Below are 24,471 nucleotides of genomic sequence, written 5' to 3' on the forward strand. Positions count from 1 at the left end.
CTGGGGGCATGGAACAACCCCCTCCCCGCACCGGTCCCCGCCAGTGAACAGACTGTCTCGGGCGGTGCTGCGTCTGTTCGCCGCGCCCCGGCTCAACATACGTGAGGACTATGAGAAGGTCCGTCGGATGCAGCGCCGGCTCGCCGCACTGCTGATGCCGCCGTATCGGACATCGCGCTGGCAGCCCCTCCCCTGCGACGAACGCCTGCAGGTCCCGGTCCGGGTCTTCCAGCCGAAAGTGAAGCGCCGCGAGGATGTCCTCGTCTTCTTCCACGGCGGCGGCTGGGTCACCGGTGACATCGACACCTACACTCCGGCGTGTGTCAGGATGGCGGAGCTCACCGGCTGCGCCGTCGCGTCCGTCAACTACCGGCTCGCACCGGAGCACCCGTTCCCGGCGGGCCTGGAGGACTGCTATGACGTTGCCCGGGTGCTGTTGGACGAACCGCATCGAGTGGGTGCCGCAGATGCCGGCCAGATCATCCTGGTCGGAGATTCTGCCGGAGGCAACTTCGCTGCTGTGATCTCATCGCTGCTGCGAGAGCGCGGACATCGCCCACCGGATCGCCAGATCCTCATCTATCCGGTGACGCATTGGGACCATGATCCGGAGACCTCCCCGTTCGCCTCGGTGCGCAGCCATGGCGGGGACTATCGACTCACCAACGCCGAAGTCGAAGACTACTTCGACCTCTACGTTCCCGACCGCCGGCAGCGCAGGGACCCGCATGTCGCTCCGCTGCTGGCGCCCGACCTCTCCGGCCAACCGGCGACCCTGGTGATCACTGCGGAGTTGGATCTGCTGTGCGACGAGGGTGAGGCCTACGGGCGCGCTCTGGCCGATGCCGGGAACACGGTGCAGACATATCGGGTAGAGGGGGCGCTGCATGGCTTCATCTCGCTGCCCAGATTCTCCCAGTCCGTCCAAGACGCCTACGAGGTGATCAACGCATTCCTCGACGGTGACCCGGTCGAGGGCGAGCACTGCACCCTGCGGGAACCGACATGACCCACCGGGACTGGGTGCGACTCGACAACGCCTCCAACATCTTCCTTGCTGCTCGCAGCGCTGCCGACCCCAAAGTCTTCCGACTCAGTGCCGAGACGGATCATGACGTCGACCCGCAGTTGCTGCAGGAGGCGCTCGACGAGACATATGACCGGTACCGGCTCTACCACGCGGTGCTGCAGAGCGGTCTGTTCTGGTACTACCTGCAGGACAGCGACCTGCGCCCGCTCGTCACCCCAGAGGAGCAGCACACGTGCGCCCCCATCTATCAGGCAGGTCGGCGCAATCTGCTGTTCCGCGTGATCCACCATCGCCGACGGATCAGCCTCGAGGTCTTCCACGCGCTGACCGACGGCACCGGTGCGGCATGGTTCCTCTCGGACCTGGTGAACGCATACAGCAGGCGGCGGTTCTCCGACTCCGACAGGACGCTGCCGCTCGACGGCCCGAGCGGAGCCGACGAAGCACCAGACGAACCCGTACATGCCCTGAGCATCGACAGCTTCGCGCACTACTTCCACCGCCGGCATCAGTTGCATGCTTCAGGGTCCGCTTTCAGTCGTGCAGCCGGACCCGCCGCATTCACCGTCGATGACAGCACACAGTCACCTGCTGCGCGCTGGAATAACGGCCGGTTGCGCCGTCCGGCGGAGAAGAAGGTCCATCATGTCCGAGGAACCCGCACTCCGGACAATCGCACGCGCGTAGTCGAACTCACCATGCCCGCGAATGCGGTGCTCGGGCTTGCGCGCGCCGCAGATGTCTCGATGACCATGTACCTGACGGCACTCTTCTTCGAGTCGATTCGCATTTCCTCGGGCGGTCTGGGAAAGGCTCGCACCCTGGCAGCCTCGGTGCCGGTGAACCTGCGCCAATTCTTTCCTTCGACGTCTGCACGGAACTTCTTCACCACCGTTCGCGTCGAACACACCTACGGTCAGGGAGAGGATGATCTCGGCTCGATCTGCAAGCAGCTTGAGAACCAGTTCCTGCCCCAGGTGACCCAGGAGGCGTTGGAGAAGAAGCTGCGGTGGTTCATCCGAGTCGAGCGGATGCCGGGATTGCGGATCGTGCCGCGCCCGCTCAAGGATGTGATCCTTGGACTGGCCAACAGGCACAGCAATCGCGGTCTGAGCGTCGCCGTCTCGAACCTGGGTCGACTGAGCCTGCCCGAGCCGGCTGAATCACACGTGGGCCGCGTCCTGTTCCACGTCTCCGCAGTCCGCCCTCAATTCTGCGCGACGTCCCATGCAGGACTGCTCACTGTCAGCTTCACATCACCGTTCGTCGAAACCGATCACATCAGGGAATTCGCGCGGATGCTCACCAGTGAAGGGATCGATGTGACGGTCGCAGCGGAACGAGTCACCGAGGATGAGATCGCGGAGGGGCTATTGTGAGACGCTGCCCCAAGTGCTCGATCGCCATTGAAGGTGTTTGGACCCGATGTCCGCTGTGTGCTGCGCCCGCCGAGGTGGACGCGGTGGGCGACGCAGCGCCGAGTCCGCTGCCGACGGTTCCTCTCACGTTCTCGAGGCGTCGGCTGCTCAGGAGACTGTTCCTGACGTCGCTCTTCGTGATCGCGGTGTCCTTCGCTGCCCAGCTCGTGTTTGGCCACCGACCCGAAGGCTTCGGCGTGCTTCGCTCCGGTTGGCTGGGAGTGGCCGCCATGTGGCTCGTCGTCCTCATGGCGGTGAGCAAACGACGCAATGTCGCCAAGGGCACCGTGTATCTCGTCGTCCTCATCGGCTTGGTCTGCGTGTACTGGGACTACCTCACCGGTTGGCGGGCGTGGTCGCTGACGTACGCGGTGCCGATCGTCTGTGCTTCATCCATTGCCGCCCTGCTGATCATGGTCAGGGCGATGCGCTTCGAAGCGACGGAGTACATAATCTACGGCGGTTTGGCGGCAATCCTGGGCCTGGCACCCATCGGGTTCCTCACATTCGGCTGGGTCACCTACCCCCTGCCCTCGGCTGTCTGCGGTGCTCTCAGCATCCTCGCTCTGGTGCTGCTGCAGCTTGCCCGGGGCCGGGAGGTCCGCCTCGAACTCGCCAGACGACTGCATCTCTGAAAGCCGCGCACCCAGTCGAGACCGGCCCTCGCCGAGGCAGCCAGTTCAGTCCCTGGTCTGCTCCGGCAGCATCCCCGCGGCCTCGACCGCGCTGCGCACGATCTCGTCGAGATCGAACTCGGCCTTCCAGCTCAACAGTGCGCCGATGCGGGAGACATCGGCGACGAGCGCGGGCGGGTCGCCTGCACGACGCTCGCCCATTTCGGGCACGATGTCACGGCCGGTCGCCTCGGCGATGGCGTCGATGACCTCCTTCACAGACGCTCCGGTTCCCGTGCCCACGTTGAACACCGTCTCCGAGGTGTCGCCGGACTTCATGTAATCAAGCGCGGCGATGTGCGCCTCGGCCAGGTCCTTGACGTGGACGTAGTCGCGGATGCAGGTGCCGTCGGCGGTGTCGTAGTCGTCACCGAAGATGATGGGGGCTTTTCCGTCAGCGATGCACCCGAGGACGATCGGGATGAGGTTCATGACGGCGGTGTCGGCGAGTTCGGGCCAGCCAGCTCCGGCAACATTGAAGTAGCGCAGCTTCACGGCGTTGAATTTCTGCCCGCGCATCTTCGCCGAGGTGATCGCATTGTCGATCATCCATTCGCCGATGAGCTTCGTCTGGCCGTAGGGGTTGATCGGTCGGCAGTCGAGGTCCTCGGCGACCATCTCGACATCGGGCATGCCGTAGGTTGCGGCCGAGGAGGAGAAGACGAGAGATTCGATGCCAGTACGTTCAGCCGCGGCAAGGACGTTCGTGAGCCCGCCGATGTTCTGGCGGTAGTACATGATGGGTTCTTCGACGGACTCCCCCACCTGCTTCTTCGCGGCGAAGTGGATGATCGAGTCCACCGAATGCTCTTCGATCGCAGCGACGAGGCGGTCCTCGGCATCGGCAGCCGCAAGGTCGAGGCTGACGATCGGCAGACCGGTGACTCGGCTTTCGATACCGGTGGAGAGATCGTCGACGACGAGGACGTCATCACCGCGCTCGGACAGCAGCCGCACCACGTGGGAGCCGATGTAGCCGGCCCCTCCAGTCACCAGAACACTCATGTGCCGATCTCACTTTCACTAGCTCTCTCACAGCGGTCGATACGCTGCGTCATACCCACATCAGAATACGTGACCATCCTGCTTCCCAGACATCAGGACGCACTGAGTGAGCAGTGTGGAAATACCCGAAGTCAGCTCGGCCTCTGGTCAAACACCGCCATCACTGCGAGAGTGAGAATGTCGGCGAACCGCCCGGCCCCTGCCCCGTGGAGGACACCATGGACGAAAGCACTTGTTGCGATGCATCTGCTCCTCATCTCTGACCCTGGCCCGCCGAGCCGTCGGGTCGAGGCGATCAAGGACGAGTTCGAAGAGCTGCTGCGGCAGAGTTTCTCTGTCGACGTCCACGTCGACACCTGCACCGAGACGATTCGCGTGCAGACAGATCATCAGTTGGAGATGTCGACCCTCGATTCGATCGTGGACAGGTACCCCAGCGCTGACCTCGTCATCATGTTCACCGACATCCCCCGGCACACCCAGGACAAACCGCTCATCGCCGAGGTGCTGCCGGACCGCAAGGTTGCTGTGGTCTCGAATCCCACGCTGGGCGCGTTGACCACCCGGCGTCGCCTGCTGAAGATCTTCATGAGCTGCACGAATCAGCTGCTGCCCGATGGCCACACGGCTCCGAAGCACAGTCTGCCCAGGTGGGGACAATGGTCGAGCCGGGCCGATTCCGGGCGCCGCACCCTGCATGCTCACACCTTCACCGGTGGGACGCGCCTGGTGCTGGGCATGACCATGGCCAATGAACCGCTGCGCATGGCACGGAAGCTCTCCCGCGCTCTGGCCGCAGCCTCGGCGACGGGGGCCTTCGGCATCTTCTACAGTTCGATCTGGCAGATGTCACATCACCTGTCCACGGCCCGCCTGATATCCATCGGACTCATCGCGATCGCAGTGATGGTCGGGTGGCTGCTGACCGTCAACGGCCTCTGGGACAGACCGGTCAGAGGCCGTCGTGCTCAGGTCGTCTTCTACTACAACCTGTCCACCGTTCTGACCCTGATCATCTGTGTGGGTGCGCTCTATATTCTGCTGGTCGCGGGCATTCTGTTGGGCAGCCTCATCGTCATCGACCCGGATTTCATGGCCCAGACCATCCACCGGCCGGAGGCGAAGTTCACCAATTATCTCGACATCGCCTGGCTCAGCGCCGCGATGGGGGTCGTCGCCGGTGCCCTGGGCTCAACCTTCGACAGCGATGTCGATGTGAAGAACATGACCCACGCTCAGCGCCTGCGCTCACGTGTCTACGTCGCGGAAGAGGGCTGATCCTGACCGGACATGCCGGCAAACGCGTCGGACATGTCGGCAAATGAGTACGGCGGCCAGGGGCCCAGGAATCGGATGGAAACGGCTGGCTGCTCGTTCTGAATTGAGGTCAGCTCGGCTCCCAGATTCTGGATGCCTGGTTCAGTGACCAAACACGAGGCCATGAGGATCGGAGTCTGTCTCGCTTCCCGAGGCGGGGTACGATACTCCTCGATACCCAGGCACTGTTCGGCGATCCGAGCTCTCAGGGCAGGATAGAGGTCGTCGGCCTCTCGATCTGCAAGCTCCTTCTCGGTCTTCTCCAGACGCTTCTCCAACAGTCGACGGACTCCCGCAGGGCGGTCTTCCATATCGTCTTTGATTCTCCGAACCTCGCCGTTGGCTTCGACGAAGGCGCTTCGGTCCAGCGAGATCTCGACTCGCAGCTCCGAGGTGCCGTCCAAGTCGCCCAAACGCGCAGACAGCGCACCCTTCGACTCCTCCAACCACCTTTCGAGCTGGACGGTCGACGTTGCTCCCGATTCGGTGTCCGGGCGCACGATCACATTGAAGGAGACCGGAAGCACGCTTCCTGCTCCCTGCCATCCGTCCTCAACGACCTCGCTGTGCTGCAGGATCCATCGCTTCACATCGTCATCAGGACCGTCGTAGGGCCCGCCAGTGTGCGTGTGGACCACCGCGCGGGGCCCCTCGGGGTTCCCGATCAGATGCACCGCCGACCCGTCGATGCCGTTGACCTTGGGCGTGTAATCACCGGCGGGCACAATGGCGTAGACATAGAGCTTGGGCGCCGCAGCGCCATTGTCGTCTGTCACTTGATATCCTTCGAGGTCTCTTCGGCCCATCTGGCTGGGTTGATGAGTTTGTCGACCACCTCGTCGACGACGTCGTCGAGTCCGCGATGCAGATCGTCAACGGAGCCGGTGATGCCGTGCTCGGCCTTGATCTGGTCCATGGCCTCATCGAGTTCTAAGAGTGCCTCGCCGAGGCGGTTCTGTTCGTCCTCGGTGAGGTCACCGCCTTCCATGCGCCGCACGGCCTGCGTCTCCAGCGCTTCCTGAATCACCTCGACGAGGGTGACGACCAAGGTGAGGACGCCGTGCTTGAGGCTCTCTTCATCCACATTCAGTGCCATGACTCTCCTTCTTCGGTCTTCTCGCGCGAATCGTCGGCAGCCGGATCCTGTTGCTCGAATGCGCTCCATTGTTCGAGCTCGTCGCACCAGCCGTCGATGTCATCCGCGGCCAGTCGTATCGAAGACTGCTCGGTCTCGACGAACAGAATACGTGCCTTGTTGGTGGGGTTGTCGTGCTTCTCCCAGCGCAGATTCCGCACTTGCGAGGCAGAGATCCTCACCAGCGCGCGGCTGTCCATCGGGGACTTCCAGGTGAGATCACGGCCCGTCAGGACTGCCTCGCCGCCCCGCCATGTCCCTCCGCTCGACAGCGTCTCCAGGTACCACATTCGGCCCTGCTTCAGCGGTTGTGGCGACGAGCTCGAGACTCGACCTGTCGAGGGTTGCAGTGCGGCCCCTCGCTGTTCCTGAACCAGACGGATCAGGCGTTCGGGTTCAAGGGCGGACAGCTTCGATTCGCTGCCATCGTTGAGTCGGACGAGGATGCGAATGCGCTCCTCGCCCCCGATCGAGGGCTCCGACAGCGGCGTGATGGATTCTATTGAACTCAGCTTCGCCTGCCACAGTGTCTCCGCCGGATCGCGTCGGTGGATGATCAGTCGCTGCGAGGTGAGGTAGGCGCTGCCGGGTCGCCAGGTGCGATAGAAGTTGTCCTGGTAATGTCCCCCCGCCATCTTGGCCAGGATCTCTTCGTCCTCGGCCAAAGGCAGGTGCGCGCGGACCGACTGCTGGACCCACTTTCGGGTGTCTTCATCCCATTGACGCATCATCCCGTATTCGAGCATCGTCTCGATCCCAGCAATGGTCGCGCGCAGGTTGATCCCGATGAGAGGTATGTCTGAGACGGAGATGATGAGGTCGAGATTCAGGTACACGCCCTTGTTGAGGAGCACCTCAATGAGATCAGGCAGGGTCGCCCGGGGATCCCGGGTGGGCTGCATGATCGCGTCGTCGGCCATCACCGACCTACTTGCGCTCGGATGACTTCTCGGACTCCGTGGAGGACTGTTTGAGTTCCGCAGCGCCGCCGGACTCCACTTGCTTGGAGTGAGCACTCTGCCATCCGCACCAGGGGCAGTACGCGTTCATCAGCTGCGCCAGCTCGGCGCGCTTACCGCATTCTGGGCAGGTGTCCTTCTGCTCGATCGCTTCCTTCCAAGCCACAGTGTCGCGATCCGTGCCGGCGGGGAAGTCCAGTCCATAGCGTGCTGCTGTCTCGAACGACGCCAGGGCTGCCCTGATCCGAATGCCGAGGAGTTCGACTCCTGCCACTGAGACCATGATGTCGGCGTTGAGGACCAGGCCTTTGTCCAGCAGCGTCTCCACCACGTGGAGGAGAGTCCCCTCCTGGCTGCGCTGTGGCTGCATCGCACTGTTCGACTGGTTCGTAATACTCATATCGTCGGCTTCCTATCGGCTGCTGTCCCGAGTGTGGTTGTGTGGTCGTCGGTCTGGCCCGGACCCAGTGGACACGAGTCAGTGGACCCAACCGCTGAGGCTGATCACTCGGATGGCCGTCCCCGGACATAGCGGTTCTGTCGGCTGTACTCGAGGAGTTCGCCCTGCTCGTCGAGCTGGATGTCGTATTCGGCCAGCAGATCGGCGGTGTCGGGAACGCGACGAGATTCCACGACTTCGAGTCGCACGGCCCAGTGGTCATCTGCCCAGCGTGCACCGACGACCGATTCCGGGGACCGGCCAGTGAGCGCACTGAACTGTTCGACGGCCTTCTTGACTGCTTGCACAGTCGAGACCCTGGCTGGTTCCGATGCCGTCGTCGACTCCTCGGACTTCGGTGCGCTGGACTTGGGCGCGCTGGATTTCGTCGCACTCGATGTGGTCGCGCTGGCCTTCGATTTCACAGGACGAGATTTCGACGACGCCGCAGCGGTCGACCGGCGTGGTGATTCGGACGAGGCTGTCCGCCTCGGCCGCCTCTTCTCGCCGCTGTCCTGCTGAGGCGAGCCTTCGGACGAGGCCCCACCCTGTGCGGCCTGCTTCTCGTCCGTGCTTGTCTCTTCGCTCATGGGTTCTCCTTCGATTTACGTCGACGAGTGGATTCCAATAGACGCGCGACCAAATCTCGCTCCAGCTTATCGGCTTCCTCATCGCTGATGGCGCCGGAATCTTTGGCCGCGGAAACCTCTTCCAACTGCCGTCGAATCGCACTGGGATCGTAATAGCGCTTCTCAGCTTCGCTGTGAACCTGCTCAGCCACCCAGACGGTCCCCTTGAGAGGGGCCAGAGGAGCACCGAGGATCGCTGAAAATATTCCCATGACGACTCCTACATCTCAGGAACGAAATCGTAGGGAGCCTGCGGTCCGACGAACCGAAACCGCATGCGGTCCTGATTCGCCTCCGCCAACTTGTCAATGGCGTCGTCGAACTCCGCCAGTGACTCCTGGGCAAGCAGCACAGCGACTTCGAACACGTCTTCAGCCTGTCCACTCTCACGCACCGACATATCGGCGGTCAGAGGTTCGAGCTGATTGAGAATCGGTGGACCCTCCGTGGTCTTCCAACTCTCCATGGTCTTCACCACGATTTCGCCGAGGCGGATGCGTTCGTTTCGTGTCTCGTCCTCATCCGTGCCGGCGATGGTCTCCCTCAGCTCCGCAGCCTCCGGGTTGTCGAGAAGGATCTCCCGAAGGATCGTGTCCCGGTCGTAGCGGACCAGCAGGGTGTACTGGGACAGTCCAGACAGTCCTTCCAGGGCTTCGACGTATTCGGCTTCGCGTGGGGCTAATACTTCACCGGCAATGTCGGCGTCCGCTGGGATGACGGTCCCGAACGCCAGAGGCAGCACTGGTTGCTCAGCGGCAATCCCGTCGAGGACCGCAATGTGGGCCTTCAGATCGTCCGGGGTACCCAGAACGTCTGTCTCAACGAGATCGGACACCACTGCTGCGACCCGGCCGGAACCGACGGCATGCAACTGACTTGCCTGCACACCGCCGGTTCCCTCCGGCAATCCCGTGTCTGCGAGAACGATGCCGTAGAGATACTTATCGCTGTCAGTATCGATGTCTACGCTCACTCGGAACCAGACGAACTGCGGGCGGGACGTTTGGTCCGACGACGCGGTTTCTCATCCTCGTCATCCGAATCATCAGGTGTCAACGCGTTCTTAACACCTTCCACGGCTCCTTGGGTCTTGCCCTTAGCGCCGTCTTCGACCATTCCGCCAAGCATCTCCGGCAGATCCCGTCCACCCTGCTGGGTGAGGTCGAGTCGGTTGGTCGCCTCGGCGAAGCGAAGGTACGTGTCGACACTGGCGATGACGATGCGGGCGTCGATGGTGAGGATTTCGATGCCGACGAGTGAGACGCGCACATAGGCATCGATCACGAGTCCTTTGTCGAGGATGATCTCGACGACGTCAGCCAGAGAGCTCGATGATGGACGATCGACATAACTGCCACGTGAACGTTCAGCGGTGTTGGTACTCATCTTCTTTACCTACTTCCGATTGGAAGGACGCTCAGTTGCGTCCGCTTTCGTCTTCGGTTGCTTCTTCGTACTCTTCTGGCTCGCCCTCTTCATACTCCACAGGCTCGCCTGCGTCGTCGATCTCCTCCTCTTCGACGGGCTCTCCGTCTTCGACAAGTTCCTCTTCGGCTGGCTCGTCAACGTATTCTTCTTCCGACTCCTCGTCGACAGGTTCGTCGACGTATTCGCCTTCAGCGTCTTCGTCGTCTACCGGCTCGGTTTCGTCTTCGGGCTCGCCTTCTTCACGAGGCTCTTCGTCCTCTTCATAGGGCGCAGCGTCCTCGTACTCCTCTTCCTCAGCCTCGTCGGCCTCAGCCTCGTCGGCCTCAGCCTGAGCCTGCTCCTCTTCGAGAGCATCCTCGTGTGACATGACAAGTTCGCTGTCGCGGATCTCGCCACGCCATCCTTCGACGCCGTCCTGATCGATCATGATCTCGTTCATCACGTGATGAACGAAGAACTTCAGTTCGAGCCGGAATCTGCGAGGCACTGTGAACCAGAGGGCACCGACTCCCTCGACGAATCCCTGTTTGTGGTATTCGCCGCTCGCGATGATGCGGGTGAGCCTGGGAGCCACCTCGTGGAAGGAGACGGCGCCGCTGATGTAGCCCTTGTCACCGGTCGATTCCCAGACGATGTGCGAGTCCGGGACCTGCTCGATGATCGTGGCCTCCCACGTGCGGTGGGACCAGACGGCCTGGCCCTTGACGCTGATCTTCACGTCATCCGTGCGTTCGACGTTCTCGACCTTCTTCATGAAGTCGGGCCAGTTCTCGAACATTGTGAACGCGTTGTACGCGACTGACAGCGGCACACCGACATCGGCCGTCTCGATGATGTTCGAGAACTTGAAATCGCCGGAGCCACCGGAACCGCCGGAAGATCCCCCGCCGAAGACACCCTTGATCTTGTCCTTGGCACCTTCGGTCGCTGCGGACAGAGCCGCCTTGGCCGGCGATTTTCCTTCCGCAATCTCTTCGGCCCCGGCTTGGGCAGCCGCGCCCATGGAGTCCGATGAACCGTCAAACCGGTCAGACAGCTTATCGACCTTGTCACCGGCAGACTTGATCGCCTTGCGGCCCAGGGTCTTGGCGTAGTCCGCCGCTTGATCCTTCAAGCCGCTGAAAATGGAGTCATCACTCACTGGTGGCCTCCTTGGTCTTGCGTGAAGCTGCAGGCTTCTTCGCAGCAGTCGAACGCTTCCGTGTCGGCGTCGACTTAGCTGTCGATGTCGACTTCGAAGCCGATGCCGACTTGGATGCCGGTGTGGACTTGGACGCCGCGGCCGACTTTGTGCCCGACCGGCGCTGGGTGCTCGCAGTCTTGGCTGCTCCGCTGGTCTTCTTAGCCGCACCGCCGGAGCTTGCCCGCTTTGCGGTGGAGGTACCACCGGACTTGCTTGCAGACCGGTTGGCTGTCGAGGAACGCCTCCGAGCGGGCTTCTTCGGAGCCGCTTCTTCTGCTGGCTCTTCTACTTCTTCGTCTGATTCGACGGGCTCCGCAGCTTCGGGCTCCTCGTCTGCCACGTCTTCTTCAGGCAGCTCTTCCTCAGCCTCCGGTGCCTCTGCCTCGTCGAGGTCTTCGGGTGCGTCGGCTTCCGCGTCTTCGTTCTCCGGGTCCTCCACATCATCGACCGAAGGGTCGAGGTCGTCTGCAGCTTCGTCGAGGGAAGATTTCATCTTCTCGGTATGCTCTTGGAGTCGACTGCTCAACTCGTCGATGCCCTTGGTTGCGAGTGCCTTAGCCGCGCCCTTGCCCGAGTCGGCCAGGCGTCCGGTGATCTTGTCTTGCAGTTCTTTGAGCTCTGGGGAGGCATCCGTGATTTCTTTCAATCCTCCGATGAGACTCTCGCGGTTCTTCACCGCCGTTGTGCCCGCCACGGTGGAGGCGATTGTCAGCGCCATGCCCAACTTCTTCGTTCGGCCGAGCATGTAGCCCGCCAATATCAGGCCTGTGAGTTTCATCTTGTTGTTCACTGGGTACCTCCGAATCTGCGCTTGTAGCGCTTGTGGTAGTTGGACCCTTGAGCTTGGCGATTTGCTCGTGCGATAAGCAATGCTCGCCAGCCGTGTCACGATGTGGATTGTTTTGTGCTCCTGGACGACAGTCAGCTGGTGACGCTGCTGGCCGTCGCCTGGATCATTCGCAAAGTCCTCACTTCGTCTGCGAACTTCTGTGCTTCAGAAGCCGAAGGCAGTCTGCCCTTGAACCTCAATCTTCCGCGTGATTTCGATTCCGTCAAGAGGGACTCAGACTTTCTAAGGCGGCTTTCAGACCACCGGTGCTCCGTTCGTGAGTATTGCCTGTTCAGACACTTCGCGGGATAGGAACAAGCCTTCCTGTAAGGACATGACTGCCAGCTCGCCCGACGCTCACGCTCGGCGGCCCCACTACCTGCACCGATCAAGCCGACATGGTGTTATCGAGCCTGATCAAGTCATCAGTAAGTCATGACTCTTTCGAGTTGAGCCGCCACAACGAGAAATCCCGCATTCGTCGATACCCGCGGGTACCGTCGAATGCGGGAATTCAGCCAACTTTGGCCAGCCAGCTGTGGTGAGTCGGCCGTGATCAGTCGGCCAGGGCTGTGGCTGCGTCGTAGCGCAGGATCGCTGCTATTCCGTCGGCGACGTCAGCGTCGACAAGTCCGAAGCCAGCGGAGGACAGCACAGCGTCAGCCAGAATCGCTCCTTCACCTTCGGAACCGACATCGTAGTTGAGGAGCACAGTTGCCACGGCTCCCCGCTGAACGGCTTGAGAGACCTTCTCGTGTCCTTCCACCGCCAGGTCGTGAGCCTTGCTATAGGACAGGTTCTCCACATCTTCGGTCTGCTTCGCCTGGACACGGTCGGAAGCCAGCGATTTCAGGGCGTCGTAGAGGGCATCTTCTGCAGAGTCGTCATCCGTGCCTCCCTGATCTGTTTCTTCGAGGAGTTCGGTGACTCGGGCCGAAAGCTCGGCCTTCACTGCGGTGCGGCCCTGTACCTCGCCGGCCACGACAACGAGGTCTGGTTCGCGGGCGCGAACAATCTCATCGACGTGGTCAGCAACTGCGCGAGCGTTGTCTTTGACGATTTCGTCGGCCCGACGTCGGATCTGGTTGTGCGAGAGCGCACCCTGACGTGGTGCATGAATGTCCTCGTCGTTGTCACCGCTGACGACTGACTCATCCTGCTGCGTCGCCTCGTGTTGTGGGGATACTCGCAGCTCGCGGATGGTCGCACCCTCCTGGTTGGCGATGACGAGGACCATATCGACCAGGCGGCATCCTTCACGGACATAGGCACCCAGCTCGGGGACCTGTCCGTAATGTGCGGTGTCACCGGTGCCGAGAGCGGCATCCCAGTGCTCGTCGAGGACGACTCCCGCCGCGTTGGCGACGACGATCCGCCCATCGGTCTGAACTTCAGTGATGTCTTCGACGATCAATGTGTCGTCGAGGTGCTGAAGGATCTCGTCTGCCGCGCCAGTGTTCGCGAGGTTCTCACGGAGCTCATCCCACCTCAGCCGCACCTGCTTCTCGGCATCGGCAGCAGGAGAACGCCCTTCCAGATACACGGTGGCGAAGGGACCCTGGTTGTCATATACAGTGCGTAGATTTTCGAAGTTCATCATCAGCTCCGTTCATATTCGATGCCAGGTATGTGGACTCGACCCCAGACTTGCACCTATCGCCAATGGTTGTAAACAGCCTGAGCTAAATGAAAACTACAGACTCCGGGTGGAATGGTGTGGTGTTCGCCTGTTCAGGTGATAGCGGCAGTATCGATGAGATGTTCGGCAATCGCCAGCGCCGAGGTGGCCCCGGGCGAGGGTGCATTCCGAACGAACATCGTGGCTCCCGCACGATCGATGACGAAATCATCGACCAGGGTCCCGTTGCGGTTCATTGCCTGAGCCCGGATTCCACGGGTTGCTCGGTGCCCGCCTGCCCCGTCGAGGGCGGGAACGTATCGGGCGGCCTCAGCGACGAACTTCTCGATAGAGAGTACGCCGCCGATTTCACGGGCGGCCGTTGCCATGTTGCCGGCCGCGAACTTCCAGAATCCCAGATCTGTTGCCACTGCCAGGGAGTCCGGGACGTTGAGGCCAAGCCCCTTGTACCCTTCCCGGGAGAAGGAGAGGAACGCGTTGGGTCCGATCATCAGGCCGCCGTCGATGCGGCGGGTCACGTGGACACCGAGGAAAGGGTATTTAGGGTCAGGTACCGGGTAGATCAGGCCGTTGACGATGTCATTGAAACGCGGTTCGAGGATGAAGTACTGGCCGAAGAACGGCACGACGCTCGGGTTCTTGTCCTCGCCTGAGCGCGCCGCGAGTCTGTCGGCTTGCAGCCCGGCACAGGTGATGACCTGGTCGTATTCCTGAGAGTCGACACTCGAATGAACAATCGCCGTACTGCCGTCGATCCCGCTGCGCTGGTCGATTCGATTCACTTCTGTGGAGAATCGAACTCGACCACCCTTGCTGCGGAAGTCGGCGACGAGGGCTTCGGTCAGCCCGCGATAGTCGATGATTCCGGTGTGTGGTGAGTGCAGCGCAGCCACTCCCTCGGCGTTCGGCTCCACCCCTAACAGTCCGTCGCGGTCGAGAAGCTCGACATCGGGGACACCATTCTCTCGGGCACGAGCATGGATTCCTCCCAGGCGTTCCACTTCGACGTCATTCGTCGCAACGACGACCTTTCCGCACTCTTCGAATGCGACATCGTGTTCGCGTGCGAAGTCGAGCAGCAGCGAGACACCTCGCCTGCAGAGCAGTGCCTTGAGACTTCCGGGCTCATAGTAGAGCCCGGCATGAACAACGCCCGAGTTGTGGCCAGTCTGATGCGCAGCCGGGTGGCCTTCCTTTTCGTACAGTGTGACGTCTGCGCCATCATACTTCTGGATCAGCCCCCTGGCGACAGCCGCACCGATGATGCCCGCGCCGATCACAGCGAAACGCCTCTTCACGCCCACACTTCAACCCCTTCGTCTGCTGTCGCGGATGCTTTGACCCTATTGCCGTCCCACCCACCGCGCAATCAGACGGCTGGCAGGCTTTGCTCAGCTTCTCACCTGCCGGCTTGGTCTCGAATCAGCCGCAGTTCATGCAACTGGTCGCGGTTAGGTCTCTTTTCTAACCAAATTGTCATGAATTCAATTACCCCTGCGCAACCGTCGTAGTTACCACAGAATGACTAGTCTATTTTGACCGCGCGGGCACTTTTTCACTGCTCACAGGCGATTGACCGAGCCAGGAGCTTACTTCTCTGCAACCCTATTGCTGCCGCTGACCTGGACAAATATCCATTCTTGCAGATCAGAAGCTCACTTCAGCCTGAAGCATGGCCATCTAGCTTCACCGCCACTCCACCGCCAGACAGAAATCTGACACCAAAAATTCATAGTGCAGACCCCATCAACTGCACGGTAAGTATAACGACATCGTAACTTTGTCCGTGATTTCGTGATTACTTTTTGGTTACTACATAGGGTTGTGAGGGATCTGCCAGGAGACTGCCTGTTTCCGTCCAGCGGATGTTCAAGTTTCGAACGATGTGGAGAACCATGAAGATGCTCCGAGGCCGGCACACGACCGGTCGTAAAATTGCTGTCGGAGGCGTTGCAGCCGCCACAGCGCTAGGGCTCACCCTGATGACAACGTCACCGGGTGAAGCTGCCGCACGGCCAGACAACGGCCCGCAGGAAGACTCTGAAGCACTTGGTCAGCTGATCGAGTCGGATCTGCTTGGAACGCAGTTGGCTGACGTGGCCGCAGCGTACAGCAGTTCCCCAACTAGCACCGCTGAAGAAGCGACCCCCTTGGACGTCGAGGCTCTTAACGCCCTCAAAATCGACCTTGGGAACGGACTGTCCCTGCCGCTGGTAAGTGGACCCGGCGGTGCCGGGCTGCTTGATCTCGGTGAAGTCGGTGCACTCAACGCTTACGGCCATGCGCCAACGTATGATTCGTCAAAGGCAAGCGCTGGTGCAGTTGGGAAAGACGGAGCACTCAACCTCGACCCAGACAATCCCGGTGACTTCGGCAATGCAACAGTCAACCTGACCGACCTGCTTGCCCAGCTGAATGTCGACCCGTTGTCGGACCAGATTATCGACGAGCTCTCGCTTGAACTTGGTGCGCTCGGATCGACCGCAGAAGGCACCGGCGCTGACGTCACCTCCGAGTACGTTGTCGCGGACGCCAAATTCAACCTGTCCAGCCCTCTGGTAGAAGGTGTCTCCGGAGGCCTCGATGAGGCACTTGGCGGCGTTGGCGACACAGTTAACACCGCCGTTGGCACCGATGGCGCTCTCGGTCAGATCCTGAGTGATCTGGACATCGACCTCAGGGTTCTTGGCCTGGGGGTCGCTGTCACTTCCGGTGACATCGGAGTAGACGGTCTCGACGAGGCCCTTAAAGGGCTCAGCTCCGAAATCATCAAGACGCCCCTTGAAGACGGCGATCCTGCGGTCGACGGCGACGAGATCGTATCGATCGACCTTGCGTCGGGCGAAGTCACCGTCAATGTGGCCAACGCTGCCGGTGATCAAGGACTGAATGGGCTTGACCCCAACACGCAGCTCCTGAATGACACCACCCTCAACAACATCAGCGCTGCCGTCACCAAAGCACTTGGGACGCTGACGACGAAGGTCACCGATGGAGTCACTGAAGTTCTCAACAGTACTTCGGTGACGCTGAACCTGAATGCGGAGCTTTCCGCGCTCCTCCTAAACAGTGATGCCGACATTAAGGTTGAAACTACCCTCGGACAGTTGGCCGGCACAGACACTGAGACAGATCCAACGGTGTCAGTTACATCGACAAGCGGCGGTGCCCTCGACGCTCTACTGAAAGCTCTTGGCATCAGCATCGATCAGCTGACTGCCGGTTTAGTAACACCACTTCTCAATCAGCTGGTCGACACACTCAGCTCAACCCTGGGCGGCGTCATCGATGGGATCGGAACTGATCTCACTGAGAACTTGGACGGACTTCTCGAACCAGTTATCACTGGACTCGACGGAGTGTTCGAGAGTCTCAACCTTGTCGCTGATGTGACCATCAACGAACAGCCGACAAAGAAGGACCCGGTCCAGGAGAGCGAAGTTAAGGGTGACAATGGCCCTGGCTTCACGGTGAACGCCGTCAGCCTCGAACTTTTGAACGGTTTGACGACTACCCAGGCCCCTGGTGACATCGCTGACATCAACCTCGGCTCTTCCTCAGTCCGTGCGACTGCTGAAGCACCAGAGGAACCAGGCGACGAAGAGGCGAACACCAATGCCGCAGCTTCGGCAGCAGCCTCGGCAACCGCTGACGACGACTCCAACGGATCCGCTGAAGTAGCAGCCCAGGCCGCGGCAATGGCTGACGCCACTTCGGACGAGACTGCAGCAGCCGATGCCACTGCAGCCGCGGCCGCAGAATCTGCGGCAACCGAAGATGCTTCGTCGGAAACCTCTGCTGACGCGACAACCGAGACAAACGCCTCGGCGACAACAGCAGCAGAGGCAGCGGCCCAGGCAGACAACAGCGACAACACGAACGCGGAATCCTCCGCTGCCGCTGACTCCGATTCAGGCTCTGCCGCTGAGGCAGCGTCGACTGCTGACTCATCTTCAGAGGCTTCGGTCGAGGCCGCTGCAGCTGCCGATGCAACTGCTGATCCTGATGCTGCAGCCGCAGCAGACGCCGATCCGGAGGCAGACGTGAACACGAACGCTGCAGCTTCGGCAGCGGCCTCGGCAGACGCTGATGACGATTCCAATGCATCTGCTGAAGTAGCAGCTCAGGCTGCGGCTCTTGCCGATGCCAGCACTGACGAAACTGCAGCCGCAGATGTCAGCGCAGAAGCAGCAGCTGAATCAGCAGCAACCGAGGACGCGTCTTCCGAGACCTCCGCTGATGCAACGACCGAGACAAACGCCTCGGCCACCGCAGCAGCAGAGGCAGCGTCTGACGCTGACAACAACGACGCGGCCAACGCGGACACGTCTGCAGCAGCAGATGCCGACCCGGCAGCAGCAGCCAGTGTTGCCGCGAACGCGGATTCTTCGTCGGAAGCCTCGGCCGCAGCCGCAGCGGACGCCGATGACTCTGCAGCGGCTGACGCCTCGAATGAGTCTGAAGCCAACGCAAATGCTTCGGCAGCCGCTGCAGCATCCGCTGACGCAGACAGCAATGACAACGCAGTTGCTGAAGCAGCAGCACAGGCAGCCGCTACCGCAGACGCCGAAACCACGGCGTCCGCAGCAGCAGATGCAAGTGCTGAAGCAGCAGCCGAGACAGCAGCGAACGAAGAAGCTTCCTCGCAGGCCTCGACTGACGCCACATCGGACCCGAACGCTGCAGCCGCAGCTTCGGCCACCGCCGCAGCAGACGCAGACGACAACGAGACGGCAAATGCCGACACCACCGCTGCCACTGACGCTAATGCGGTAGCAGCAGCCTCGGCTGCCTCGAACGCCGACTCCTCCGCTGAGGCCTCCGCAGTAGCAGCGTCAAACGCTGACGCGGATAGTGCTGAAGCTGAAGCCTCTGCAGACGCCGATCCGGACAGCGCAGCCTCGGCTGATGCTGACCCAGAGGCATCGGCTTCAGCCGACGCAGATCCTGAGGGCTCGGCAACCGCTGCGGCTGACGCTGCAGAGGCTGAAGCGGAAGCTACCGCTTCTGCCGACACTGATGGCGCAGAGGCCAGCGCTTCGTCGGATGACGACGCGGATAAGGCATCTGCATCCGCGGATTCCGATCAGGCAGCCTCGGCCAGCTCCTCGAGCCAGTCGAACGCTTCCGCAGGTTCGAACGCCTCGGCGAGTGCCGGTGCGAGCACCAACGCCTCGGGCAGCAGCGACAGTGGAGACCTCCCACGGACAGGCGCCGACGGCGCTCTGACCATGGTCGGCTTCGCAGCTCTGCTCATCGCAGGCGGTGCAGCCGTGGTCTTCGGAACACGTCGCTACCGAGCCTCGGCAGCAGGTAAGCACTGATATATAGGAGACTCAGCCACTGAGCTGAACACCCGCGGCGGCGGGGACGGAGTGAAAACTCCGTCCCCGCCGCCGTCTATTCATCGCACGAAAACCCGAACCCTAGCTTTACCACCTGGTAATTTACGACACGCACTCGTGACAATTTCGTCATATTACGCTCCGTGACTCAGCGCACTGAGTCAGGACTTTTGTTCGAACAAAAGTATCGACGTTTCAACAGCTGAGACACAAGGATGCCTGCCGGAGAAACGCGGCGTGAGTGCGACCCCGCAATCTCAGGGCAAAGCCCCGCTCCTACACCAAAAACTCCCCAGAAGACACCCTCCGGAGGCATTCACCGAACGTTCACGTCACCACCAACCACCTGGACACATGACCAGACCGTTACATTCTCGTTATATTTCACATTACTTTCGCATTATTCTCCAATGACCTTGTAGGGTGAATTTCGTTCGGCCGAAAAGCATCATGGCACCTTGTACGCAAACACCGTCGGTCGATCCTCACAAATGGAAGTGGAGAAGTATGAAGAAGCTCCGTAACGGGCAACCGCCCGTGCGTAAGATCGCCGTCGGCAGCGCAGCTGCAGTCACCGCTCTGGGACTGACCGTTATGGTCACCTCGCCCAGCGCAGCCGCCATCGAGCAGGACCCCAACGAAGAGGCTGAAGCACTTGGCCAGCTGGTCCAGTCGGAACTCCTCGACGATCAGCTCGTCGATGCCGCTGGCGCGTACAGCAGCTTCCCCAGCAATCCGGAGGAAGCTAAGACTCCCCTCAATGCAGAAGCACTGAGCGCCCTCGACCTGGATCTGGGCAATGGCGTCTCACTGCCCGTCATCAGCGAGCCCGGCGGCGAGGGCCTCCTCAAGCTCGGCGAGGCCGGAGCACTCAATGCATACGGCAATGCGCCATCCGCGGACAGCGCCAAGGCCAGTGCCGGTGCAGTCGGCAAGGACGGCGCCCTCAACGTCGATGACATCAACAACGGCGACTACGGCAACGCCGAAGTCGACCTCACGCAGGTCCTGGGACAGGCCGGTCTCGATGGAGTCACCGACAACATCGTCGACGAGCTCTCGCTCTCACTAGGCGCAGTCGCATCCACGGCAGAGGCAAACGGCTCGGAAGACCCATCCTCTGAATATGTCGTGGCCGACGGTGTCATGACCGTCTCCAGCCCCGCAGTCGGCGGACTCTCCGACGAGCTCAACAAGGTCGTCGACGGAGCCGGTGGCACTCTCGAAGATGTCATCGCCGAGGAAGGCCTCGCCGACCAGTTGGCCAAGGCCGGCATCGACATCAACACCGGTGTCGCCAACCTCAAGCTCGGCGGCGAAGGCACCACCGTCAGCGTCGAGACCCAGGACGCCCTCAACAGCGTCGTCGAGAACCTTGTCAACGAGAAGCTCGCAGACAAAGCAGGAATCGTCTCGATCGATCTCAAGAACGGTGACATCAAGATCGACCTGGCCAAGGTCGTCAATGGTGAGAACGGTGAGGACCTCAACGGCCTCGACCCCAACACTCAGGTACTGACCTCCGAGACCATCGGAAAGATCACCGACGCAGTTGCCGAAGCTCTCGGAACGCTGAGCGGCAAGTTCAACGAGACCCTCAAGGACGGCCTCAACGACGCGCACGCCAAGATCTCCCTGCCCGCTGAGGGCTCAGTCGCTGGCATCCCAGCTGACGGCAAGATCGACATCGACGCGACCCTCGGCCAGCTCGCCGGCACCGGCGAAGGCGATCCGAAGATCACCACCGACCTCAATGTCGCTGGCATCGAGCTCGGTGACCTGATCAACTCGATCACCGGCCCCCTGCTCGAAGGACTCCTGGGAGTCACCGAACCGATCATCGGCGGAATCCTGAACTCCACCGCCGATCAGGTCACCGGCGGAGTCACCGACATCGTCGACCCGATCCTCTCCGGCCTCGACCCCGTCTTCGAGGGACTCAACAAGATCGTCGATCTGACGATCAACGAGCAGCCCACGAAGCGCGATCCTGCCGAAGACAGCAACGTCAAGGGCACCGAAGACGCTGGCTTCACCGTCAACGCAGTCAGCCTCGAACTGCTGCCGAACGTGGCTGCGCCCAACCAGGCTCAGGCTGCTGACGCCGTTGCCGACATCAACCTTGCTTCCTCCTCGGTCCGTGCGACCGCAGCCGACGAAGCTCCGGGCGATGACGCAAACGCTGATGACACCGCTTCCGCTGATGCTGATGCTGATGACTCAGCTTCCGCAGATGCTGACGACTCCGCAGCGGCAACCGCTGACGCTGATGACTCGGCTTCGGCAACCGCAGATGCTGACGACGCAGCCGCTGCCAACGCTGATGTGAACGCTTCGGCAGACGCAGATGACTCGGCTTCGGCAACCGCCGATGACAACGCCTCGGCGACTGCTGATGCAGACGATTCGGCTGCTTCCAACGCTGACGTGAACGCATCGGCAAACGCTGACGACTCCGCAGCTGCCACCGATGACGCCAACGCCGCCGCTGACAACAACGACGAGGCAAACGCCTCGGCGAACTCAGCTGACGACGCAAACGCCAGCAACGATGCCAGCGCATCGGCTGCTGCTGACGGTGGCGACCTGCCCCGCACCGGTGCCAACGGCACCTTGGCTCTGGGTGGGCTCGCTGCCCTCCTCGTCGCCGGCGGTGGAATCGCAATCTACCTGACGCGCCGCAACCGCTCAGGTCTCTGAGACTGAGTCTCGTGACCGTGTGAACGGTTGACACCACGCAGAAGGCGGGGTCGGAGTGAGAACTCCGGCCCGGCCTTCTGTCTGCCTGCAAACGTCGGCCTGAACTCTTCCGTCTGAAAAAGGGTCAGCTCCCCGAACGCATGTGAACATCACACGGTTACAGTCCGCGTCCGGCCTCCCACGGCTCTTCCGAGGAACCGGTGATCAACGCGTTGACGGACATGGCCTGCGCATCGGTGAAGGAGGCGATGTAGTCCACGACTGCCCTTGCCCGCCCCAACCTGACGATGGCGCTGGCCCCCTCCTCGCCGAGGCTGGACGGATCCCTGTCGTAGAGCTCCTGGTACTCCTGGGTGGCGGCCTCAACCGAATCGAGGAGACGCCTGGGAATCGTGGTCGCCTCGTCGGGATCGCGCAGCCAGTCGTGAAAACCCTCAACCAGTGAGGCGATGATCCGGGTCTGCCCCCGCTGATACACCGCCAGATCTGAGCGTTCGAGCACGAACCTCGAGTGGACGAACTTCAACACCACCACGTCGTGCCAGGCGGTATCGGACAGACGCACATGCCCGCTGCGGACATGCGGCTGCGCATCGACGACGATGGAGGCCTTGAGCCGATCGATCCACCGCCTCGTGAACGCGGTGACGGCACGATCTGCCTCCAGTCCCCCGTCGTAGGGCACCGCCAACAGACCTTCGACCAGATCCCGGTTGACCCGCTGCACCGACTGTCGGAACGCATCCTCATCGGCGATCCAGGGGTCCTTCTCCTGAATGTGGCGCCACATCGACTCGAGCGCATGGCCAGGCCGGCGCCGATCCAACTCCGTGTCATGCAGCTGTTCCAGCTCACGACAGTCGCCCAGCCACCGGCCCAACTCGGCAGAGACGCTGGTGTACTGCAGAATGTTCGACCGGTAGAAATCGTCGAGGTCATGGACCGCATAGGCGATATCGTCGGCGACGTCCATCACCGCGCACTCCAGCGTCTGCTGGTACCGACCCATCCGCGGGAACACCGACAGCGCATCGTGCATCTCGGCCGTCTCAGTTGCGTAGGCAGAGAACTTCATCGCCCCCTGCGCCACCTCGTCGCCGACTCCCCTGGGCATCTCGGCCGAGCTCAGCCGCTGATGCTGCGTCCAATCGCTGCGCGCCCACGGGTACTTCAGCACCGCGGCCTTGACCGCCCGTGTGAGGTTGAGCCCCCGTGCCGTGGCGTCACAGCTGTCGAGGGCCGTGAGGATGCGGAAGGTCTGCGCATTGCCCTCGAAGCCATCGGGCAGGCGCAGCACCGACCGTGAGACACGGTCAAGTTCCTTCTCGCCGAGGTGGCCGAACGGAGGGTGGCCCATATCGTGGGCTGCGGCGGCAGCCTGAACCACCACCGGATCGCACCCGCCGAGTTCGGCGAGCACTGACCGGGTGCGCTCATCGGAGTTATTCAAAGTGATGGCGATCGATCTAGCTACGGCAGAGACCTTGAGCGAATGCGTCAGCCGATTGTGGATGACCGTGCCCGAGCCTGCCTGTGGGATGACCTGGGTGACGGCGGCCAGTCGCGAGAAGAAGGGGGAGAAACGGATCCGTTCGATATCGACGCGGAACTCGTCCTCGCCAGGTTGACCCGCCTCGGCGACGTCACGTTCGCGTCCACCGTCAGTGTGAAGTTTCAGTCTCTCCGTCATGATGGCTCCAGCCTACAGAATCGCCGTCCGGGATCAGCCTGGACGCGTGAAGGTGTTGCGCCCGGTGATCGCCAGCCACAGTCCTGCCGCGAGCATGACCACGCTGGCGACTGCCATGATCACGTCACCGAGGCTGGTGACTCCGTCGCTGGCCAGCACCGTGCCGACTGCAATGAGGCCGGCCAGGCCGAATACGGCCACTGCGATTCCGAGGATCCTCAGAGTCGACGGTGTTCGTCCGCGCGCAAGCATGAACAGGTAGCCGCCCAGAAGGCCCAGAGACGCTGCGCCGCCGACGGCTTTGACAATGGTTGTGCCGGGTTCATCGTTGAGCGTGACCAGGCAGAATACTCCGATGCCGCCAAGGAGAAGCATCGGCAGGGCGAACATCATGATCACTGCTTCGACACCCGAAACGAATGTGAACAGCGGGTCGTTGACCGGTACCCCTGAATCCGATACCTGGGCCTCGGCATTGTGCCTGTGGTCAGGGATATGTTGCTTCTGCTGAAGTTTGAGTCGACGGTCGTGACGGACGTGGACGACGATCGTGAAGATCGGCCACGCGATGAGAACGAAGAATCCGACAAATCCCACGCCCAGGGCGAAGTTGGGGAGAGCATCCGACAACAATCCGGAGAGGAAGATGAAACATACGCCTGGGAAGAACATGCTCACCAGGTGGCCTGTGAACGTCAACTTGTGCTCCAGGATTCTCTCGACCCTACGGCCCTCTGCTGAGCGGCCCGGCACTATCGTAGCCGCCGGCCACCTCCGCGAGCGCACGGGCCACCTCGGCGAAAGCACCGGGAAATTCCTTGAGACTTGCATCACAGTGGCGTAGCGTCATAGGAACCATAGGAGGTGAGTTCATTGGTTGGAGTCAACGAAGATTTCTATCAGCCCGGCACGCATCCGGGCGACCTCATCGATGTCTGGGATGAGGAAGCCGGAGAGATGGTCACGCACATGATCATCCTCGACGAATTCGGAAACGGTACGAGGACGCGTCCCCTCTACGACGACGAGAAAGAGGCAGCCGCGGAATAGC

General features: G+C 61.5%; 22 protein-coding genes. 7 read left to right on the top strand and 15 right to left on the bottom strand.

Annotated elements, in window-relative coordinates; genetic code table 11:
* Positions 1-43 precede the first annotated feature (43 nt).
* The 3 genes from LQ788_RS15300 to LQ788_RS15310 are packed head-to-tail and all read left to right on the top strand — an operon-like array spanning position 44 to position 3,083.
* Positions 44-1,009, top strand: coding sequence for an alpha/beta hydrolase (locus LQ788_RS15300; RefSeq protein WP_231442399.1), 966 nt, complete (start codon positions 44-46; stop codon positions 1,007-1,009).
* On the top strand, positions 1,006-2,409 hold the full coding sequence (locus tag LQ788_RS15305) for an alcohol acetyltransferase (protein ID WP_231442401.1): 1,404 nt from the start codon (positions 1,006-1,008) through the stop codon (positions 2,407-2,409). Before LQ788_RS15300 ends, LQ788_RS15305 begins: the two co-directional genes overlap by 4 nt.
* Entirely contained in the window at positions 2,406-3,083 is a 678-nt protein-coding gene (locus LQ788_RS15310) for a DUF6320 domain-containing protein (protein ID WP_231442403.1), read from the top strand. Before LQ788_RS15305 ends, LQ788_RS15310 begins: the two co-directional genes overlap by 4 nt.
* A 45-nt stretch (positions 3,084-3,128) precedes the next feature.
* Here the strand turns inward: LQ788_RS15310 and galE are convergent, their stop codons facing one another.
* Positions 3,129-4,127 (bottom strand): UDP-glucose 4-epimerase GalE, encoded by a 999-nt coding sequence (gene galE / locus LQ788_RS15315; RefSeq protein ID WP_231442405.1) that lies wholly within the window; start codon positions 4,125-4,127, stop codon positions 3,129-3,131.
* Positions 4,128-4,304: 177 nt separating this feature from the next.
* On the opposite strand from galE, the gene LQ788_RS15320 reads away from it, so the two are divergent.
* Entirely contained in the window at positions 4,305-5,405 is a 1,101-nt protein-coding gene (locus LQ788_RS15320; RefSeq protein WP_231442407.1) for a hypothetical protein, read from the top strand.
* Here the strand turns inward: LQ788_RS15320 and LQ788_RS15325 are convergent.
* From LQ788_RS15325 to lhgO, 12 genes are all read right to left on the bottom strand, one after another.
* A complete protein-coding gene (locus LQ788_RS15325; RefSeq protein WP_231442409.1) occupies positions 5,384-6,220 on the bottom strand; it encodes a GvpL/GvpF family gas vesicle protein in 837 nt (278 codons plus the stop codon). The genes LQ788_RS15320 and LQ788_RS15325 overlap by 22 nt on opposite strands.
* Positions 6,217-6,540, bottom strand: a complete 324-nt coding sequence (locus LQ788_RS15330) for a gas vesicle protein K (RefSeq protein ID WP_101584685.1) — start codon at positions 6,538-6,540, stop codon at positions 6,217-6,219. Before LQ788_RS15330 ends, LQ788_RS15325 begins: the two co-directional genes overlap by 4 nt.
* Positions 6,531-7,499 (bottom strand): gas vesicle protein, encoded by a 969-nt coding sequence (locus tag LQ788_RS15335; RefSeq protein ID WP_231442410.1) that lies wholly within the window; start codon positions 7,497-7,499, stop codon positions 6,531-6,533. Before LQ788_RS15335 ends, LQ788_RS15330 begins: the two co-directional genes overlap by 10 nt.
* Positions 7,500-7,506: 7 nt before the next feature.
* Complete coding sequence (locus LQ788_RS19875; RefSeq protein ID WP_275902034.1) at positions 7,507-7,938, bottom strand: gas vesicle protein; 432 nt, start codon at positions 7,936-7,938, stop codon at positions 7,507-7,509.
* Between the two features lie 104 nt (positions 7,939-8,042).
* Positions 8,043-8,567 (bottom strand): gas vesicle protein GvpO, encoded by a 525-nt coding sequence (locus LQ788_RS15345; protein ID WP_231442412.1) that lies wholly within the window; start codon positions 8,565-8,567, stop codon positions 8,043-8,045.
* Positions 8,564-8,818, bottom strand: a complete 255-nt coding sequence (locus tag LQ788_RS15350) for a gas vesicle protein GvpG (protein WP_231442414.1) — start codon at positions 8,816-8,818, stop codon at positions 8,564-8,566. Before LQ788_RS15350 ends, LQ788_RS15345 begins: the two co-directional genes overlap by 4 nt.
* Before the next feature lie 8 nt (positions 8,819-8,826).
* On the bottom strand, positions 8,827-9,579 hold the full coding sequence (locus LQ788_RS15355; protein WP_231442416.1) for a GvpL/GvpF family gas vesicle protein: 753 nt from the start codon (positions 9,577-9,579) through the stop codon (positions 8,827-8,829).
* Complete coding sequence (gvpJ, locus tag LQ788_RS15360; protein WP_231442418.1) at positions 9,576-9,992, bottom strand: gas vesicle protein GvpJ; 417 nt, start codon at positions 9,990-9,992, stop codon at positions 9,576-9,578. The genes LQ788_RS15355 and gvpJ overlap by 4 nt, the downstream gene beginning before the upstream one ends.
* A gap of 31 nt (positions 9,993-10,023) precedes the next feature.
* On the bottom strand, positions 10,024-11,175 hold the full coding sequence (locus LQ788_RS15365) for an SRPBCC family protein (RefSeq protein ID WP_231442419.1): 1,152 nt from the start codon (positions 11,173-11,175) through the stop codon (positions 10,024-10,026).
* On the bottom strand, positions 11,168-11,995 hold the full coding sequence (locus LQ788_RS15370; RefSeq protein WP_231442421.1) for a hypothetical protein: 828 nt from the start codon (positions 11,993-11,995) through the stop codon (positions 11,168-11,170). Before LQ788_RS15370 ends, LQ788_RS15365 begins: the two co-directional genes overlap by 8 nt.
* A 607-nt stretch (positions 11,996-12,602) precedes the next feature.
* On the bottom strand, positions 12,603-13,646 hold the full coding sequence (locus tag LQ788_RS15375) for a baeRF2 domain-containing protein (protein ID WP_231442423.1): 1,044 nt from the start codon (positions 13,644-13,646) through the stop codon (positions 12,603-12,605).
* 131 nt (positions 13,647-13,777) lie between these two features.
* Entirely contained in the window at positions 13,778-14,983 is a 1,206-nt protein-coding gene (lhgO, locus tag LQ788_RS15380) for an L-2-hydroxyglutarate oxidase (RefSeq protein WP_317207045.1), read from the bottom strand.
* A gap of 597 nt (positions 14,984-15,580) precedes the next feature.
* Here lhgO and LQ788_RS15385 point away from each other — a divergent pair.
* Together LQ788_RS15385 and LQ788_RS15390 are read left to right on the top strand one after the other, a co-directional pair.
* Entirely contained in the window at positions 15,581-19,009 is a 3,429-nt protein-coding gene (locus tag LQ788_RS15385; protein ID WP_231442427.1) for a choice-of-anchor G family protein, read from the top strand.
* Between the two features lie 528 nt (positions 19,010-19,537).
* On the top strand, positions 19,538-21,730 hold the full coding sequence (locus tag LQ788_RS15390) for a choice-of-anchor G family protein (protein ID WP_231442429.1): 2,193 nt from the start codon (positions 19,538-19,540) through the stop codon (positions 21,728-21,730).
* Positions 21,731-21,887: 157 nt separating this feature from the next.
* Here LQ788_RS15390 and LQ788_RS15395 read toward each other — a convergent pair whose 3' ends face one another.
* Both LQ788_RS15395 and LQ788_RS15400 read right to left on the bottom strand, forming a co-directional pair.
* Entirely contained in the window at positions 21,888-23,420 is a 1,533-nt protein-coding gene (locus LQ788_RS15395; protein ID WP_231442430.1) for a deoxyguanosinetriphosphate triphosphohydrolase family protein, read from the bottom strand.
* A gap of 33 nt (positions 23,421-23,453) precedes the next feature.
* Complete coding sequence (locus tag LQ788_RS15400) at positions 23,454-24,119, bottom strand: hypothetical protein (protein WP_231442432.1); 666 nt, start codon at positions 24,117-24,119, stop codon at positions 23,454-23,456.
* A 165-nt stretch (positions 24,120-24,284) separates the two neighbouring features.
* On the opposite strand from LQ788_RS15400, the gene LQ788_RS15405 reads away from it, so the two are divergent.
* A complete protein-coding gene (locus tag LQ788_RS15405) occupies positions 24,285-24,470 on the top strand; it encodes a hypothetical protein (protein ID WP_231442434.1) in 186 nt (61 codons plus the stop codon).
* The last annotated feature ends 1 nt before the right edge of the window (position 24,471 follow it).

The organism is Brevibacterium zhoupengii, from assembly GCF_021117425.1.
GTDB classification, from domain to species: domain Bacteria; phylum Actinomycetota; class Actinomycetes; order Actinomycetales; family Brevibacteriaceae; genus Brevibacterium; species Brevibacterium zhoupengii.